General features: G+C 57.8%; 14 protein-coding genes. 8 read left to right on the forward strand and 6 right to left on the reverse strand.

Translation table 11 applies throughout. The annotated features are described in order from the left end of the window. Positions 1–25: 25 nt before the first annotated feature. Positions 26–496, reverse strand: coding sequence for a thioredoxin-dependent thiol peroxidase (gene bcp / locus FN633_RS13050; RefSeq protein WP_154057991.1), 471 nt, complete (start codon positions 494–496; stop codon positions 26–28). Next, entirely contained in the window at positions 496–1,068 is a 573-nt protein-coding gene (locus FN633_RS13055) for a glycine cleavage system transcriptional repressor (RefSeq protein ID WP_042389343.1), read from the reverse strand. Before FN633_RS13055 ends, bcp begins: the two co-directional genes overlap by 1 nt. A 157-nt stretch (positions 1,069–1,225) precedes the next feature. Between FN633_RS13055 and dapA the strand changes: the two genes are divergently transcribed. The 6 genes from dapA (at position 1,226) to ypfH (ending at position 7,796) form a co-directional block, all read left to right on the forward strand. Beyond that, entirely contained in the window at positions 1,226–2,104 is an 879-nt protein-coding gene (gene dapA / locus FN633_RS13060; RefSeq protein ID WP_042389345.1) for a 4-hydroxy-tetrahydrodipicolinate synthase, read from the forward strand. Positions 2,105–2,120: 16 nt separating this feature from the next. Then, a complete protein-coding gene (gene bamC / locus FN633_RS13065; RefSeq protein WP_154057992.1) occupies positions 2,121–3,152 on the forward strand; it encodes an outer membrane protein assembly factor BamC in 1,032 nt (343 codons plus the stop codon). Positions 3,153–3,270: 118 nt separating this feature from the next. Beyond that, positions 3,271–3,984: a phosphoribosylaminoimidazolesuccinocarboxamide synthase gene (purC, locus tag FN633_RS13070; RefSeq protein WP_103818897.1), complete on the forward strand. Its 714-nt coding sequence runs from the start codon at positions 3,271–3,273 to the stop codon at positions 3,982–3,984. 129 nt (positions 3,985–4,113) lie between these two features. Further along, positions 4,114–4,974 carry a KPN_02809 family neutral zinc metallopeptidase gene (gene ypfJ / locus FN633_RS13075; protein ID WP_154057993.1) on the forward strand — a complete coding sequence of 287 codons (861 nt, stop codon included), beginning with the start codon at positions 4,114–4,116 and terminating at the stop codon, positions 4,972–4,974. A gap of 24 nt (positions 4,975–4,998) precedes the next feature. Beyond that, a complete protein-coding gene (locus FN633_RS13080; RefSeq protein ID WP_154057994.1) occupies positions 4,999–7,020 on the forward strand; it encodes a tRNA(Met) cytidine acetyltransferase TmcA in 2,022 nt (673 codons plus the stop codon). 77 nt (positions 7,021–7,097) lie between these two features. Further along, on the forward strand, positions 7,098–7,796 hold the full coding sequence (gene ypfH, locus FN633_RS13085; protein ID WP_154057995.1) for an esterase: 699 nt from the start codon (positions 7,098–7,100) through the stop codon (positions 7,794–7,796). Between the two features lie 49 nt (positions 7,797–7,845). On the opposite strand, the gene FN633_RS13090 is transcribed toward ypfH, so the two are convergent. The 3 genes from FN633_RS13090 to FN633_RS13100 are packed head-to-tail and all read right to left on the reverse strand — an operon-like array spanning position 7,846 to position 9,549. Continuing rightward, entirely contained in the window at positions 7,846–8,034 is a 189-nt protein-coding gene (locus FN633_RS13090; protein WP_042389360.1) for a YpfN family protein, read from the reverse strand. A gap of 27 nt (positions 8,035–8,061) precedes the next feature. Continuing rightward, positions 8,062–9,189 carry a succinyl-diaminopimelate desuccinylase gene (dapE, locus tag FN633_RS13095; protein ID WP_154057996.1) on the reverse strand — a complete coding sequence of 376 codons (1,128 nt, stop codon included), beginning with the start codon at positions 9,187–9,189 and terminating at the stop codon, positions 8,062–8,064. 3 nt (positions 9,190–9,192) lie between these two features. Next, positions 9,193–9,549: an ArsC family reductase gene (locus FN633_RS13100; protein ID WP_154058936.1), complete on the reverse strand. Its 357-nt coding sequence runs from the start codon at positions 9,547–9,549 to the stop codon at positions 9,193–9,195. A gap of 476 nt (positions 9,550–10,025) precedes the next feature. On the opposite strand from FN633_RS13100, the gene ypfM reads away from it, so the two are divergent. Beyond that, positions 10,026–10,085 (forward strand): protein YpfM, encoded by a 60-nt coding sequence (ypfM, locus tag FN633_RS13105; RefSeq protein WP_100181659.1) that lies wholly within the window; start codon positions 10,026–10,028, stop codon positions 10,083–10,085. A gap of 97 nt (positions 10,086–10,182) precedes the next feature. Here the strand turns inward: ypfM and acrD are convergent, their stop codons facing one another. Continuing rightward, complete coding sequence (gene acrD, locus FN633_RS13110; RefSeq protein ID WP_154057997.1) at positions 10,183–13,299, reverse strand: multidrug efflux RND transporter permease AcrD; 3,117 nt, start codon at positions 13,297–13,299, stop codon at positions 10,183–10,185. 204 nt (positions 13,300–13,503) lie between these two features. On the opposite strand from acrD, the gene nudK reads away from it, so the two are divergent. Continuing rightward, positions 13,504–14,079, forward strand: a complete 576-nt coding sequence (gene nudK, locus FN633_RS13115; protein ID WP_154057998.1) for a GDP-mannose pyrophosphatase NudK — start codon at positions 13,504–13,506, stop codon at positions 14,077–14,079. The last annotated feature ends 8 nt before the right edge of the window (positions 14,080–14,087 follow it).

The following is a 14,087-nucleotide window of genomic DNA, read 5'->3' on the forward strand; positions in this document are numbered from 1 at the left end:
CAAGCGTAGCGCCGCCGGGCGGAAATTACGCCTTTTCCTGCAACCAACCCAGCACAATATCGTGGTGGTTGCTGGTTTTGAAATCGTTGAACACATGCTCAACGACCCCGTCAGCGCCAATCAAAAAGCTGATGCGGTGAATGCCGTCGTAGGTTTTGCCCATAAACGACTTCTCACCCCAGACGCCAAACTGCTCGCAGACCTGATGGTCTTCATCGGACAGCAGGGTAAAGTTCAGCAGCTCTTTTTCAGCAAAGCGGGAGAGCTTTTCTGGCTTGTCGGTGCTGATACCCAGCACTTCCACACCTTTTTTCTTCAAATCGTCCATGTTATCGCGTAGGCCGCAGGCCTGAACGGTACAGCCTGGGGTCATGGCTTTCGGGTAGAAATAGACCAATACACGCTGTCCCTGGAAGTCGGCCAAATTAACTTGTTCTCCGTCTTGATCCGGCAAGCTAAATTTCGGTGCGGTATCACCGGCTTTCAGTGGATTCATCACTTCACTCCATCCTGTTCATCGTTCTGGGAATAGTTGACGACATTTATACTGCCCTGTGCATTTAATTCTGTACATAGTACTTTGAAAGCTTGTTCAATTTTTGCCGCATCTTCCAGCGCCGGGCTATGAGCCGTGATCTGAATAAAGAGCTGGGCGGCCGCACCGGCTTGGGCAGGCTGGGTGCGAGAGACCAGCTCGGCAATATTCATCTGATGGGCATCGAACAGGGCGGTAAAGCGCTCGATCAGGTGCGGGGAGTCCGCTACCTCAACCTGCACCCACACCGTGGCGGGCAGCGCCGCGCCGGGCCGCGCGGTGGTGCGTTTCATCACGATCAGCAGATCCAGCTCAGCGCCCTTCAGCGGCAGCGTGGATTCAATCAGGGTAATGGCGTTCCATGACCCGGAAAGCAGCATGATAAAGGTGAACTCTTCCCCGAGCATCGCCAGCCGGCTATCTTCAATATTACAGCCGCAGCTGCTCACGTGACGGGTGATCGTGTTGACGATACCAGGCCTGTCGACACCTAGCGCGGTAATAACCAGATAATGTTGTGATGAAGGGGTCAAACCTGTTCTTCCTATAGATGCTTCGCTAACGGTTTCGGTAATCCTAAGGAAAGCATAAAAAAAACCGGCATACAACCGCCGGAACGCCTCGCGTCGCTTGCTTTTATTACAGCACCAAACGTACCATTGAGAATCTTGTTTGCACAGAGGATGGCCCATGTTCACGGGAAGTATTGTCGCGCTTGTTACACCGATGGATGAGAAAGGTAATGTCTGCCGGTCAAGCCTGAAGAAACTGATTGATTATCATGTCGCCAGCGGAACCTCGGCGATTGTATCGGTAGGCACGACCGGTGAGTCCGCCACGCTGAGCCATGAGGAACATGGTGACGTCGTGATGCTGACGCTTGAACTGGCCGATGGGCGCATCCCGATTATCGCAGGCACCGGTGCAAATGCTACCGCCGAGGCCATCGGCCTTACCGAGCGCTTCAACGGCAGCGGCGTAGTAGGCTGCCTGACGGTAACGCCTTACTACAACCGTCCAACGCAGGAAGGGCTGTTCCAGCATTTTAAAGCCATCGCGGAACACACTGATCTGCCGCAAATTCTGTATAATGTACCTTCGCGTACCGGTTGCGATATGCTGCCTGAAACCGTGGGTCGCCTGGCGAAAGTGAACAATATTGTCGCAATCAAAGAGGCGACCGGGAACTTAAGTCGTGTTCATCAGATCAAAGAGCTGGTTTCAGATGACTTTGGTCTTCTGAGCGGTGATGATGCCACCGGGCTGGACTTTATGCAGCTTGGCGGTCACGGTGTGATCTCTGTGACCTCTAACGTGGCCGCACGCGACATGGCAGAGATGTGCCGTCTGGCTGCCGAAGGGCAGTTTAGCGAAGCGCGGGTGATTAACCAGCGTCTGATGCCGTTACACAACAAACTATTTGTCGAACCCAATCCTATCCCAGTGAAATGGGCATGTAAGGAGTTGGGGCTTGTGGCGACCGACACGCTGCGTCTGCCGATGACGCCGATTACCGACCACGGTCGTGAGGCTGTTACCGCTGCGCTTAAGCACGCCGGTTTGCTGTAAAGTTTAGGGAGATTTGATGGCTTACTCAGTACAGAAGTCGCGCCTGGTGAAGGTAGCGAGTGTTTCGCTTGTTATGCTGCTCGCTGCCTGTAATTCGGACTCGCGCTACAAGCGCCAGGTTAGCGGTGATGAATCCTATCTGGATGCCGCGCCGCTTGGTGAACTTCATGCGCCTGCTGGCATGATCCTGCCAGTGCAGAACGGTGACTACAACATTCCAGTCACCAACGGCAGCGGTGCCGTTGGTAAAGCGCTGGATATCCGCCCACCGGCCCAGCCGCTGGCGCTGGTAACGGGTGCCCGCACCCAGTTTACCGGTGATACCGCAACGCTGCTGGTGGAGAACGGCAACCGTAGCACGCTGTGGCCACAGGTGGTAAGCACGGTTCAGGGCAACAACTACGCGATTGATAAACGTGACGATGCCGCGCAGACCCTGACCACCGGTTGGGTTGACTGGAACCGCCTCGACGAAGATCAGCAGTACCGTGGCCGTTATCAAATCTCGGTTAAGCCTCAGGGCTATCAGCAGGCGGTTATCGTCAAGCTGATGAACCTGGAGCAGGCGGGCAAGCCGGTGGCCGATACCGCCTCGCTGCAGCGCTACAGCACCGAAATGCTGAACGCGATCTCCGCCGGGCTGGATAAAACCGCCACTGCGTCACAGAACGCCGCGCAGAACCGCTCCGCCGCCACCCTCGACGTACAGAGCGGTGCCGACGATACCGGTCTGCCGATGCTCGTAGTCCGTGGGCCGTTTAACGTGGTCTGGCAGCGCCTGCCTGCGACCCTTGAGAAAGTGGGTATGAAGGTAACCGACTCCACGCGCTCAACCGGCAGCATGGCGGTAACCTACAAGCCGCTCTCAGACAGCGACTGGCTGGCACTGGGCGCGCGCGATCCGGGTCTGACCTCCGGTGACTACAAGTTACAGATAGGCGATCTCGATAACCGCAGCAGCCTGCAGTTTATCGATCCGAAAGGGCACACCCTGACCCAGGCGCAAAACGATGCGCTGGTGGCCGTTTTCGAAGCTGCATTTAAGTAAAAAAATCAGGCCGGATTACTCCGGCCTTTTTTATCAGGGTAGACGCAAACGTGTGCGTAGCGGATAATGGCCGCAGTTAGACTTCAAATCATCACACCTGGAACCTGGAGTAACAAAGATGCAAAAGCAAGCTGAGTTGTATCGTGGCAAAGCGAAGACCGTATACAGCACGGAAAACCCCGACCTGTTGGTGCTCGAATTCCGCAATGATACGTCAGCAGGGGATGGCGCGCGCATTGAACAGTTCGATCGTAAAGGCATGGTGAACAACAAGTTCAACCACTTCATTATGAGCAAGCTGGAAGAGGCGGGCATCCCAACACAGATGGAGCAGCTGCTCTCCGATACCGAGTGCCTGGTGAAGAAGCTGGAGATGGTGCCGGTGGAGTGCGTTATCCGTAACCGTGCAGCGGGCTCGCTGGTGAAGCGTCTGGGCATTGAGGAGGGGATGATCCTCAATCCGCCTCTGTTCGATCTGTTCCTGAAAAACGATGAAATGCACGATCCGATGGTTAACGACTCCTACTGCGAAACCTTCGGCTGGGTGAATCAGAAAAACCTGGCGCGCATGAAAGAGCTGACCTACAAGGCCAACGATGTGCTGACCAAGCTGTTTGATGATGCCGGTCTGATCCTGGTAGACTTCAAGCTGGAGTTTGGTTTGTTCAACGGCGAGGTGGTGCTGGGCGACGAGTTCTCCCCGGACGGCAGCCGCCTGTGGGACAAAGAGACCATGGATAAAATGGATAAAGACCGCTTCCGTCAGAGCCTTGGCGGCGTGATCGAAGCCTATGAAGCCGTGGCCCACCGTCTCGGCGTGAAACTGGATTAATTTCACTCTTTCACTGTTAGCCGGAGGCGTTCCCCACTCCTCCGGCCTGTTACAGCACCTTTCTTATGGTAATCCTGCCTTTAACCGCCTACGATCAATCATATTTATTAAAATATCTTTGAGGTGATTATGCGTTGGCAAGGGCGTCGCGAAAGTAATAACGTTGAAGACAGGCGTAGCGAATCAGGTAGCCCGCTGGGCGGCCGTGGGCTGCGTTTGCCCCGGGGCAAGGGTGGGATTATCTTGCTGGTGATTGTGGTGATCGGCGGCTACTACGGCGTGGATTTAACCGGGCTGCTCACCGGGCAGCCGATGTCCCAGCCGGGTACCCAGCAGGTAGCCACGCCTCAGGAGAATGAAGCGGCGAAGTTTACCCGCGTCATTTTTGCCACCACCGAAGAGACGTGGACCCAGCTGTTTGAGAAAATGGGCCGTACCTATCAGCAGCCGACTCTGGTGATGTACCGTAACTATACCCAGACCGGCTGCGGTACTGGCCAGTCGGTCATGGGGCCGTTCTACTGCCCGGCGGACAGCAAAGTCTATATCGATCTCTCTTTCTACGATGAGATGAAGAGCAAGCTCGGCGCGGCGGGCGACTTCGCTCAGGGCTATGTCATTGCCCACGAGGTCGGTCACCACGTGCAGAAGCTGCTGGGTATCGAGCCGAAGGTGCGCCAGCTGCAGCAAAACGCCTCCCAGGTAGAAGTTAACCGCCTGTCGGTGATGATGGAGTTGCAGGCGGACTGCTTTGCTGGCGTCTGGGGCCGCAGCATGCAGCAGCAGGGCGTGATGGAGGAGGGCGATCTGCAGGAGGGGCTGAACGCCGCCGAAGCGATCGGTGACGACCGTCTTCAGCAGCAGAGCCAGGGCCGGGTAGTGCCGGATAGCTTTACCCACGGCACCTCCGAGCAGCGTTACACCTGGTTTAAGCGCGGCTTCGACACGGGTGATGTTGCCCAGTGCAATACCTTTGGCAAAACGCTGTAAGGCTTCATTTTCGGGAAAGGTGACATGGAGCGTTTGATTGCCCTGAGTGTGCAGATGGCGCGCGAGGGCATCCGTCGCCTGCTGGTTATTAGCGGGGAAGAGACGTGGTGCCAGCAGCAGGCCGCTGACCTGATAGCGCCCCAGGCGGCGCTATGGGTGGGTGACGAGCAGGATGCCGCTCTGGCGGCAGACTACTGCCATCCTCGGGCCCTCACTACGCTGCTGGGCCGCGAGTTCAGCCATGCCGTCTTTGATGCTCGCCGCGGCTTTGACGTTGCCGCCTTTGCGGCTCTCGGCGGTACGCTGCGGGCAGGAGGCTGGCTGATCCTGCTGACGCCCGTGCTTTCCCGCTGGGCAGAGACGCCCGACGTCGACGCCTGTCGCTGGAGTGATACCGCTCTGCCTATCGCTACCCCACGTTTTATTAGTCACTTCTGCCGTACGCTACAGACCCACGGCGAGGCCATTCTCTGGCAGCAGGGGCAACTGCTCACGCTTCCTGAGTTTGCCCCGCGCCCGGCGTGGCACCCGGCCAACGGTGCGCCAGAGCGGGAGCAGGCCGCAATTCTCGCTGAACTACAGGCTATGTCGCCCGGCGTCATGGTGGTAACTGCCCCGCGCGGACGCGGCAAATCAGCGCTGGCGGGAATGCATCTGCGTCATTTGCACGGCAATGCTATCGTGACCGCGCCCACCCGCGCCGCTACCGACGTGCTGGCACAGTTTGCCGGAGAGGAGGTAACTTTTGTGCCGCCGGATGCGCTGCTCCAGCGGCTCGCTGACGGAGATACGCTTTTTCCTGACTGGCTGATCGTGGATGAGGCGGCGGCAATACCTGGCCCGCTGCTGCGCCAGCTGATCGCCGGATTCAGCCGGGTTCTGCTTACGACGACCGTGCAGGGCTACGAGGGAACAGGGCAGGGCTTTTTGCTGAAGCTCTGCGCCGGGCTGGATCGCTTGCAGCACCGTAGCCTCAGCACGCCGCTGCGCTGGGCCAGCGGCTGCCCGCTTGAGGCCTTCATCAGTGACCTGCTGCTGTTTGATGATGCCCTTCCCGGTTCGGCTTCGGGCTCTGAATACCGTATTTTTCCTTTGACGCAGGATACCTGGCTAACCTCGCCAGCGCAGCCCGCCGCGCTCTACCGTCTGCTGACCAGCGCCCACTACCGAACCTCGCCTCTCGATCTGCGGCGGATGATGGATGCCCCAGGGCAGCATTTCTGGCAGGCGTTTGCCAACGAGCAGCCCATCGCCGCGTTGTGGCTGGTGGAGGAGGGGGGACTCTCACCCGAGCTTAGCCAGGCGGTGTGGGCGGGCTTCCGACGGCCGCGCGGCAATCTTGTCGCTCAGTCGCTGGCGGCGCACGGGGCTAGCCCGCTGGCGGCCACGCTGGTGGGATGTCGTATCAGCCGTATTGCCGTTCACCCTTCGCGGCAGCGGGAGGGCATCGGTCAGCGGCTGATCGCCGAAGCGCACGCCCACAGCGCAGGCTACGACTATCTGTCGGTGAGCTTCGGCTACACCCGTGAGCTGTGGCGCTTCTGGCAGCGCTGCGGTTTTCAGCTAGTGCGTCTCGGCAGCCATCGCGAAGCCAGCAGCGGCTGTTACACGGCGATGGCTCTCCTGCCGCTCACCCCTGCAGCTAAGGCGCTGGTGGCGACGGAGCAGCGCAGGCTGGCGAGGGATCTACCCTGGCTGGCTCCCTGGCGTGAGGAAAAGTTACCTCTGCCGCCGGGGGAGCCGACTACCCTTAATAGTGATGACTGGCACGAGCTGGCGGGCTTCGCTTTTGCCCATCGCCCACTTTCGGCAGCGATAGGGGCGCTCAGCCGTCTGCTGATGCACAGCAACCTGCCGCTGGCGGCGCTGCGCAGCCAGCTGGAGCAGGGTTTGAATGAGGCCCAGGCCTGTCACCGCCTCCGGCTGGCTGGACGCAAGGCGCTGCTGGCGGCTCAACGACACGAGACGGCAGCGGCGCTGGCTTCTCTGGATGCGGACCTGACAGCGCAGAGCCAGCAGCAGATAGCAGAGCTGCAATTTTTTTAACTAACTCATTCAGTTAAATGGCATGGTCATCGCCACCGTGCGGCGTAAACTTACCTCAACGCTATAAGGAGACCGCCATGGAACACGATTACCATGTAGTACAACGTCCGGACAAACCTGCCAGCCAGCTGCTGCTGCTGTTTCACGGCGTTGGCGATAATCCTGTCGCCATGGGGCAGGTTGGCACCGGTTTCACCGCTCGCTTTCCGGAGGCGCTGATCGTCAGCGTTGGTGGGGTTGAACCCTGCGGTCCGGCTCCCGCGCGGCAGTGGTTCTCCGTGCAGGGCGTCACCGAGGAGAACCGTCAGGAACGCGTGGACGCCACCATGCCCGCCTTTATTGAAGCGGTACGTTACTGGCAAAAAGAAAGTGGACTGGGGCCGCAGGCCACGGCGCTGATCGGCTTCTCGCAGGGGGCGATCATGGCTCTGGAGGGGGTTAAAGCTCAGCCTACTCTGGCGTCGCGGGTGATCGCCTTTAGCGGTCGCTTTGCCAGCCTGCCAGCGACTATCAGCGCGGCGGTAACAATCCACCTGATCCACGGCGGGGAGGATCGCGTGATTGAGCTGACGCATGCCGTTGCCGCCCAGGAGGCGCTGTTACAGGCCGGGGGCGATGTAACGCTGGATATCATTGATGATGTGGGACACGGCATCAGCCATGAGAGTATGCAGCTGGCGCTGGACCGTCTGAGCTATACCGTGCCGAAGCACTATTTTGATGAGGCGCAGAGCGGAGGCAGGTTCAACGACGACGATATTGTGGAGTTTATGTAGCGTGGTAGGCCGGGCAAGCGGTAACGCCGCCCGGCGTAATCAAAGCCGACTACTTTTTTTTCGGCCAGTCGTCTTCGTCGTCCCACTTATCGTTAAAGTCGCGATGCGGGGGCAGATCGGGCTTGTTGGCGAGAAATTTTTTATGGTCAACGCGCTTGAGGTCTTTAATAACGTTCAGCAGCACGCCCACCAGGAAAACCAGTAACAGAATCCACCAGTATTTAGCCAGCCATTCCATGCTCATGTCCTCATTCAGAAACGCCTATTATGCAACGAGCCGTTCCATAATGCGTTGATACATACGGGCCAGCAGCTGCAGATCGGCGGCGTTTACGCATTCGTTGATTTTATGAATGGTCGCATTCACCGGCCCCAGTTCCACCACCTGAGCCCCCATCCGCGCAATAAACCGCCCGTCCGAGGTCCCGCCCGTGGTTAACAGCTGCGGTTCAATTTCATTATAGTGCGCAATCGACTTCACCACCGCATCCACGAGCTTGCCGCGTGAGGTGAGGAACGGTTGGCCGGAGATCCACCACTCCACGCTGTAGCGCAACTGATATTTATCCAGCAACGCAGCGACGCGAGCTTTGATCATCTCGTCGGTGAGCTCGGTGCTGAAGCGGAAGTTAAACTGCACCTTCAAGTCGCCGGGGATCACGTTGTTACTCCCGGTACCGGCCTGGATATTGGCGATCTGCATGCTGGTCGGCGGGAAAAATTCGTTACCGCGATCCCACTCAATAGCCACCAGCTCGTTAAGCATCGGCGCAGCGCGGTGGACCGGGTTATCCGCCAGGTGCGGATAGGCCACGTGGCCCTGCACGCCGTGAATGGTCAGGTTGCAGGTCATCGAGCCGCGACGTCCGTTCTTCACCACGTCACCCACCACTTCAGTACTGGAGGGTTCGCCCACCAGGCAGTAGTCAAGACGTTCGTTGCGGGCCATCAGCGCCTCCACGACCTTCACCGTACCGTGCGTGGCACTGGCCTCTTCGTCGGAGGTGATCAGGAAGGCCAGACGACCCTTATGATTCGGATGCCGGGCCACGAAGCGTTCCGCAGCCACCACCATCGCCGCCAGGGAGCCTTTCATGTCGGCCGCGCCGCGACCAAACAGCATCCCGTCGCGAATGGTGGGTTCAAACGGCGGATTGATCCAGCGGTCAGCGTCGCCAGCGGGAACCACGTCGGTGTGACCGGCAAACGCCAGCGTCTCGCCCTGGCCGCGCCATGCCCAGAAGTTTTGCGTGTCGCCAAAATCCATCCGTTCAACGGTAAAGCCGATAGCACGCAGGCGTTCAATCATTAACGCCTGGCATCCTGCGTCGTCGGGACTAAGAGAAGGGCGGCGAATAAGCTGTTGGGTCAGCTCAATAACCGGGCATGACATAGACTACACCTCGTTAAAATAGCGCTCGTAGCTGGTTTCTGTGAAACCAAGCAGCATAGGCTTACCGGGCGCGCAGAGCAATGGGCGTTTGATAATTGCAGGCATTTCGAGCATCAGCGCCGCCGCCGCCGGGGCATTTTGGATGCTTTCCCGCCGCGCGTCGTCCAGCTTGCGCCAGGTGGTGCCCCGGGTGTTCAGCAGCGCTTCCCATCCCAGCTCAGCAATAAAGGTGTCGAGCAGTGCCGCATCCAGCCCGTCGGCCCGGTAGTCGTGGAAGCGGTAGGCTATCTGCTGTGCGTCAAGCCAGCGGCGCGCCTTTTTAACGGTGTCGCAGTTCTTGATGCCATACATCACTGGCAGCGCGTCTGATGAAATGTTATTCATAAAATTTCACTTTGTAAGCAGGTAAAGAGAGAGTATTACCCGTTCCGCCGCGAGGGTGAAGCATTTTGTTTTAGTTTAGGTTTAGTACTCATCTATTTTGAATAATGACAATCTATGAGAGAAAATAGTCGGCGGGCAGGCCTTAATATATTTGTCTGCTAATTAAATTGTGTGTTGCGCAATATATGCTCTGATTATTGCTCTGCAATTATTCTGCAACATTGACCCTGCAAATGTACAAACTTGCGAAGTGCGTCACGCTCGCGAAACGTTTCGCTGCCCGTTTTTAGGAATGTTGCTATATGTCACATTTTCTTACATGTCGTTGCGTCATAGTCTATTCAAGCCCAACAAATACCGCGGAGGTGGCCAATCATAGCAATTGATTTAGCGTCTCTTCACAGCAATGGCGATTTTTTGTAGAATACCCATAATAATTAGATGAGGTTGTTATGATTGAACATGAACTGGGGAACTGGAAAGACTTTATCGAAGGCATGCTTCGTAAATAATTCCGGATACGCACTAAGAAAGAAGCACTAATATAACAAAAGCGTGAACAATATCACGCAACAGCGAGGCGGCCACTGTGGGCCGCCTTTTTTTTGTTCAATCTTCCTGACGCTCTTTTAACGGGAAGCGCTGACGCACCAGCACAAAGAACAGCGGTACAAAGAAGATGGCCAGCACGGTGGCCGAGATCATCCCGCCCATCACACCGGTCCCCACCGCATGCTGGCTGCCGGAGCCTGCGCCGCTGCTGGTGGCCATCGGCAGGACGCCAAAGATAAATGCCAGCGAGGTCATCAGGATCGGCCGTAGACGCTGGTGGCAGGCGTGGAGCGTTGCCGAAAGCAGATCCTGGCCTTTGGCATTCATCTCATTGGCAAACTCGACAATCAGAATGGCGTTTTTCGCCGATAGCCCAATCACGGTGAGCAGCCCCACCTGGAAGTAGACGTCGTTCTCCAGACCGCGCATCCAGGTTGCCAGCAAAGCACCGATCACCCCCAGCGGCACCACCAGCATCACCGAGAAGGGTACCGACCAACTCTCATAGAGCGCCGCCAGGCAGAGGAAGACTACCAGCAGGGAGATGGCGTACAGCGCCGGAGCCTGCGCGCCGGAGAGCCGCTCCTGGTAGGACATGGCGGTCCACTCAAGGCCAAAGCTGCCAGGGAGCTGGCGCACCAGATCCTCCATAATGTCCATAGCGGTACCGGTACTGACCCCGGTGGCGGCTTCGCCGACGATCTCTACGGCGGAGTAGCCGTTGTAACGCTCCAGGCGCGGAGAGCCGGTCTCCCAGCGGGAGGTGGCAAAGGCGGAGAAGGGCACCATGCCGCCTGCGTTATTGCGCACGTACCACAGGTTAATGTCATCCGGCAGCATGCGGTACTTCGCTGCTGCCTGAACGTAGACCTTCTTCACGCGGCCGCGATCCATAAAGTCATTGACGTAGCTGGAGCCCCAGGCCGTTTGCAGCGTGTCGTTGATATCGTCGATAGAGACGCCGAGCGCCTGCGCCTTGTGCTGATCGATATCGATCTGTAGCTGCGGACTGTCGTCCAGGCCGTTATGGCGTACGCGGGCCAGAGACGGATCGCGCCCGGCCAGCTCCAATAACTTGTCGCGCGCGGCCATCAGGGCGTCATGCCCGGCTCCGGCGTGATCCTGTAGCTCCATATCAAACCCGGCCGAGCTACCGAGGCCGCTGATGGCCGGTGGGCTGCTGGCGAAGACCCGCGCCTCGTTGATATCACGAAATGCTTTGGTGGCACGGTCAATAATGGCGAACGAGCTGCCGGTGGTCGGATCGCGGTCGTCCCAGTCTTTCAGACGAACAAACATGCGGGCCACGTTCTGGCCGTTGCCGCCCGGCCCGGAGCCGATGGTGGCGAAGACCGACGTCACGTTATCTTTTTCATGGGTGGCGAAATAGTTCTCGACCTTCTCCACCACCTTCAGCGTCTGCTGCTGGGTAGCGCCGCTGGGCAACTGCACCGAGGTGGTGAACATGCCGCGATCCTCCTGCGGCAGAAACGAGGTGGGCAGGCGCAGGAAGAGAAAGACCATGCCGCCGAGGAGCAGGGCATAAATCAGCATCCAGCGCAGGCTGCGATGGAGGATCTTCGCGACGCCGGACTCATAGCGCACCGCGCTGCGGTTAAACATACGGTTAAACCAGCCGAAAAAGCCCGTCTGCCCGTGCTGCTCGCCTTTGTGCACTGGCTTGAGCAGGGTCGCGCACAGCGCTGGGGTGAGGATCATCGCTACCAGCACCGACAGCACCATCGCCGCGACGATGGTGATCGAGAACTGGCGGTAGATCGCCCCGGTGGTGCCGCCGAAGAAGGCCATCGGCACAAACACCGCGGAGAGCACCATCGCAATGCCCACCAGCGCCCCCTGGATCTGGCCCATGGATTTGCGCGTGGCCTGGCGCGGAGAGAGACCCTCCTCGCTCATGATGCGCTCAACGTTCTCTACCACCACGATGGCATCATCCACCAGTAGGCCGATGGCGAGCACCATAGCAAACATGGTCAGGGTATTGATGCTGTAGCCGAAGGCGTAGAGCACGGCGAAGGTGCCGAGCAGCACTACCGGCACGGCAATGGTTGGAATGAGGGTGGCGCGGAAGTTCTGCAGAAAGAGGTACATCACCAGGAAGACCAGGGCAATAGCCTCCAGCAGCGTCTTCACCACGTCGATAATCGAGGCCTTAACGAAGGAGGTGGTCTCGTAGGCCACCTTGTACTCCAGGCCGTGCGGGAAGAAGTGCGCCAGCTCGTCGAGCCGGTTGAGCACCAGGTTCGCCGTCTCCATCTCGTTAGCCCCGGAGGCCAGCTTAACGCCGAGGCCCGACGCTGGCTTGCCGTTGAAGCGGCTCAGGTAGTCATACTTCTCCGCGCCCATCTCGACCTGGGCGACGTCGCCGAGGCGTACCTCGGATCCGTCCTGGTTGACCCGCAGGGTGATATTCCGAAACTGCTCTGGGGTCTCTAACAGCGACTGGGCGTTGATGGTGGCGTTCAGCGCCTGCTTATCCACCGACGGGGTGCCGCCCAATTGACCAACGGCGATCTGCGCGTTCTGTGCCTCAATGGCATCGGTCACGTCCTTCGCCGTCAGCTGAACGCTGTTCAGACGGGCCGGATCAAGCCAGATGCGCATCGAATACTGTGAGCCGTAGGCGTCGATGTCGCCCACGCCGTTAACCCGGCTAAGCGGGTCCTGAATGTTACTCGCGACATAATCGGCAATATCCTGCTTATCCATTGAGCCGTCCGTTGAGACGAAGGCGATGGTTAAGATATTGGTATCACCGGTTTTGCGTACCGTTACACCCTGGTTCTGTACCGCCTGAGGCAGCTTGCGCATTGCCGACTGAAGCTGATTTTGCACCTGCTGCACTGCTTCGTCGGGATCGGTGCCCGCCGTAAAACTGAGGGTCACCGTCGCCTGCCCGGTGGCGCTGCTTTGCGAGGACATGTACATCAGGTTATCTAGCCCGGTCATGTTCTGCTCAATAACCTGGGTCACGGTATTCTCCAGCGTCTGTGCGGAGGCACCGGGGTAGTTGGCTGTGATCCGCACGTTAGGCGGGGCCAGATCGGGATACTGCTCTACGGGCAGCGAAAGAATTGCCAGCGTGCCGGTGAGGCACAAAATGATAGCTAACACCCAGGCGAAAATTGGGCGATCGATAAAGAAATTCGCCATCAGAAGGGAGACCTCTTTTATTGTGCTTTATAACTCTACATTGCTTTATGCCACTTTAACGGTAATCGCCTGACTAAACGTGGAGAAAAAAAGGAGAAAGTGTAAATTATCACGTTGTTTGCGCAGGTGGTGAAGATTAGCTGGCGCGACAAGGCTGGCCCTAAAGCGTAAAATAGGGGCTCACACTTACCGTATAGGGCCCGTATGTCGCTGAAAATAGACGTTATCAAAGATAAGATCCTCTCTGAAAATTACTTCGTATTACGCAATATCACCTACGATCTGACTCGCCGCAACGGGGAAACGATCCGCCACCGCCGCGAGGTGTACGATCGTGGCAACGGGGCAACCATTCTGCTCTATAACCGAGAGAAATGCAGCGTGGTGCTGGTTCGTCAGTTCCGCATCGCTACATGGGTGAACGGCAACGAAGATGGACGTTTGATTGAGCCCTGCGCCGGACTGCTGGACAACGATGCGCCGGAGGTGTGCGCACGTAAAGAGGCGATGGAGGAGACGGGTTACGAGGTCGGCGAAGTGCGCAAGGTCTTTGAACTGTATATGTCCCCTGGCGGCGTAACTAAAATTGTTCACTTTTTTATTGCCGAATACAGCGACAGCTTGAAGGCTAACGCGGGCGGCGGCGTAGAAGATGAGGATATTGAAGTCATTGAGATGCCTTTCACTCAGGCCCTGGAGGCAGTAGCCAGCGGAGAGATACGTGACGCTAAGGCAGTGATATTACTGCAATATTTACAGGCCTCCGGTCTAATGTCTTGATATTAATC

The sequence above is a fragment of the Pseudescherichia vulneris genome (assembly GCF_902164725.1).
GTDB classification, from domain to species: Bacteria; Pseudomonadota; Gammaproteobacteria; order Enterobacterales; family Enterobacteriaceae; genus Pseudescherichia; species Pseudescherichia vulneris.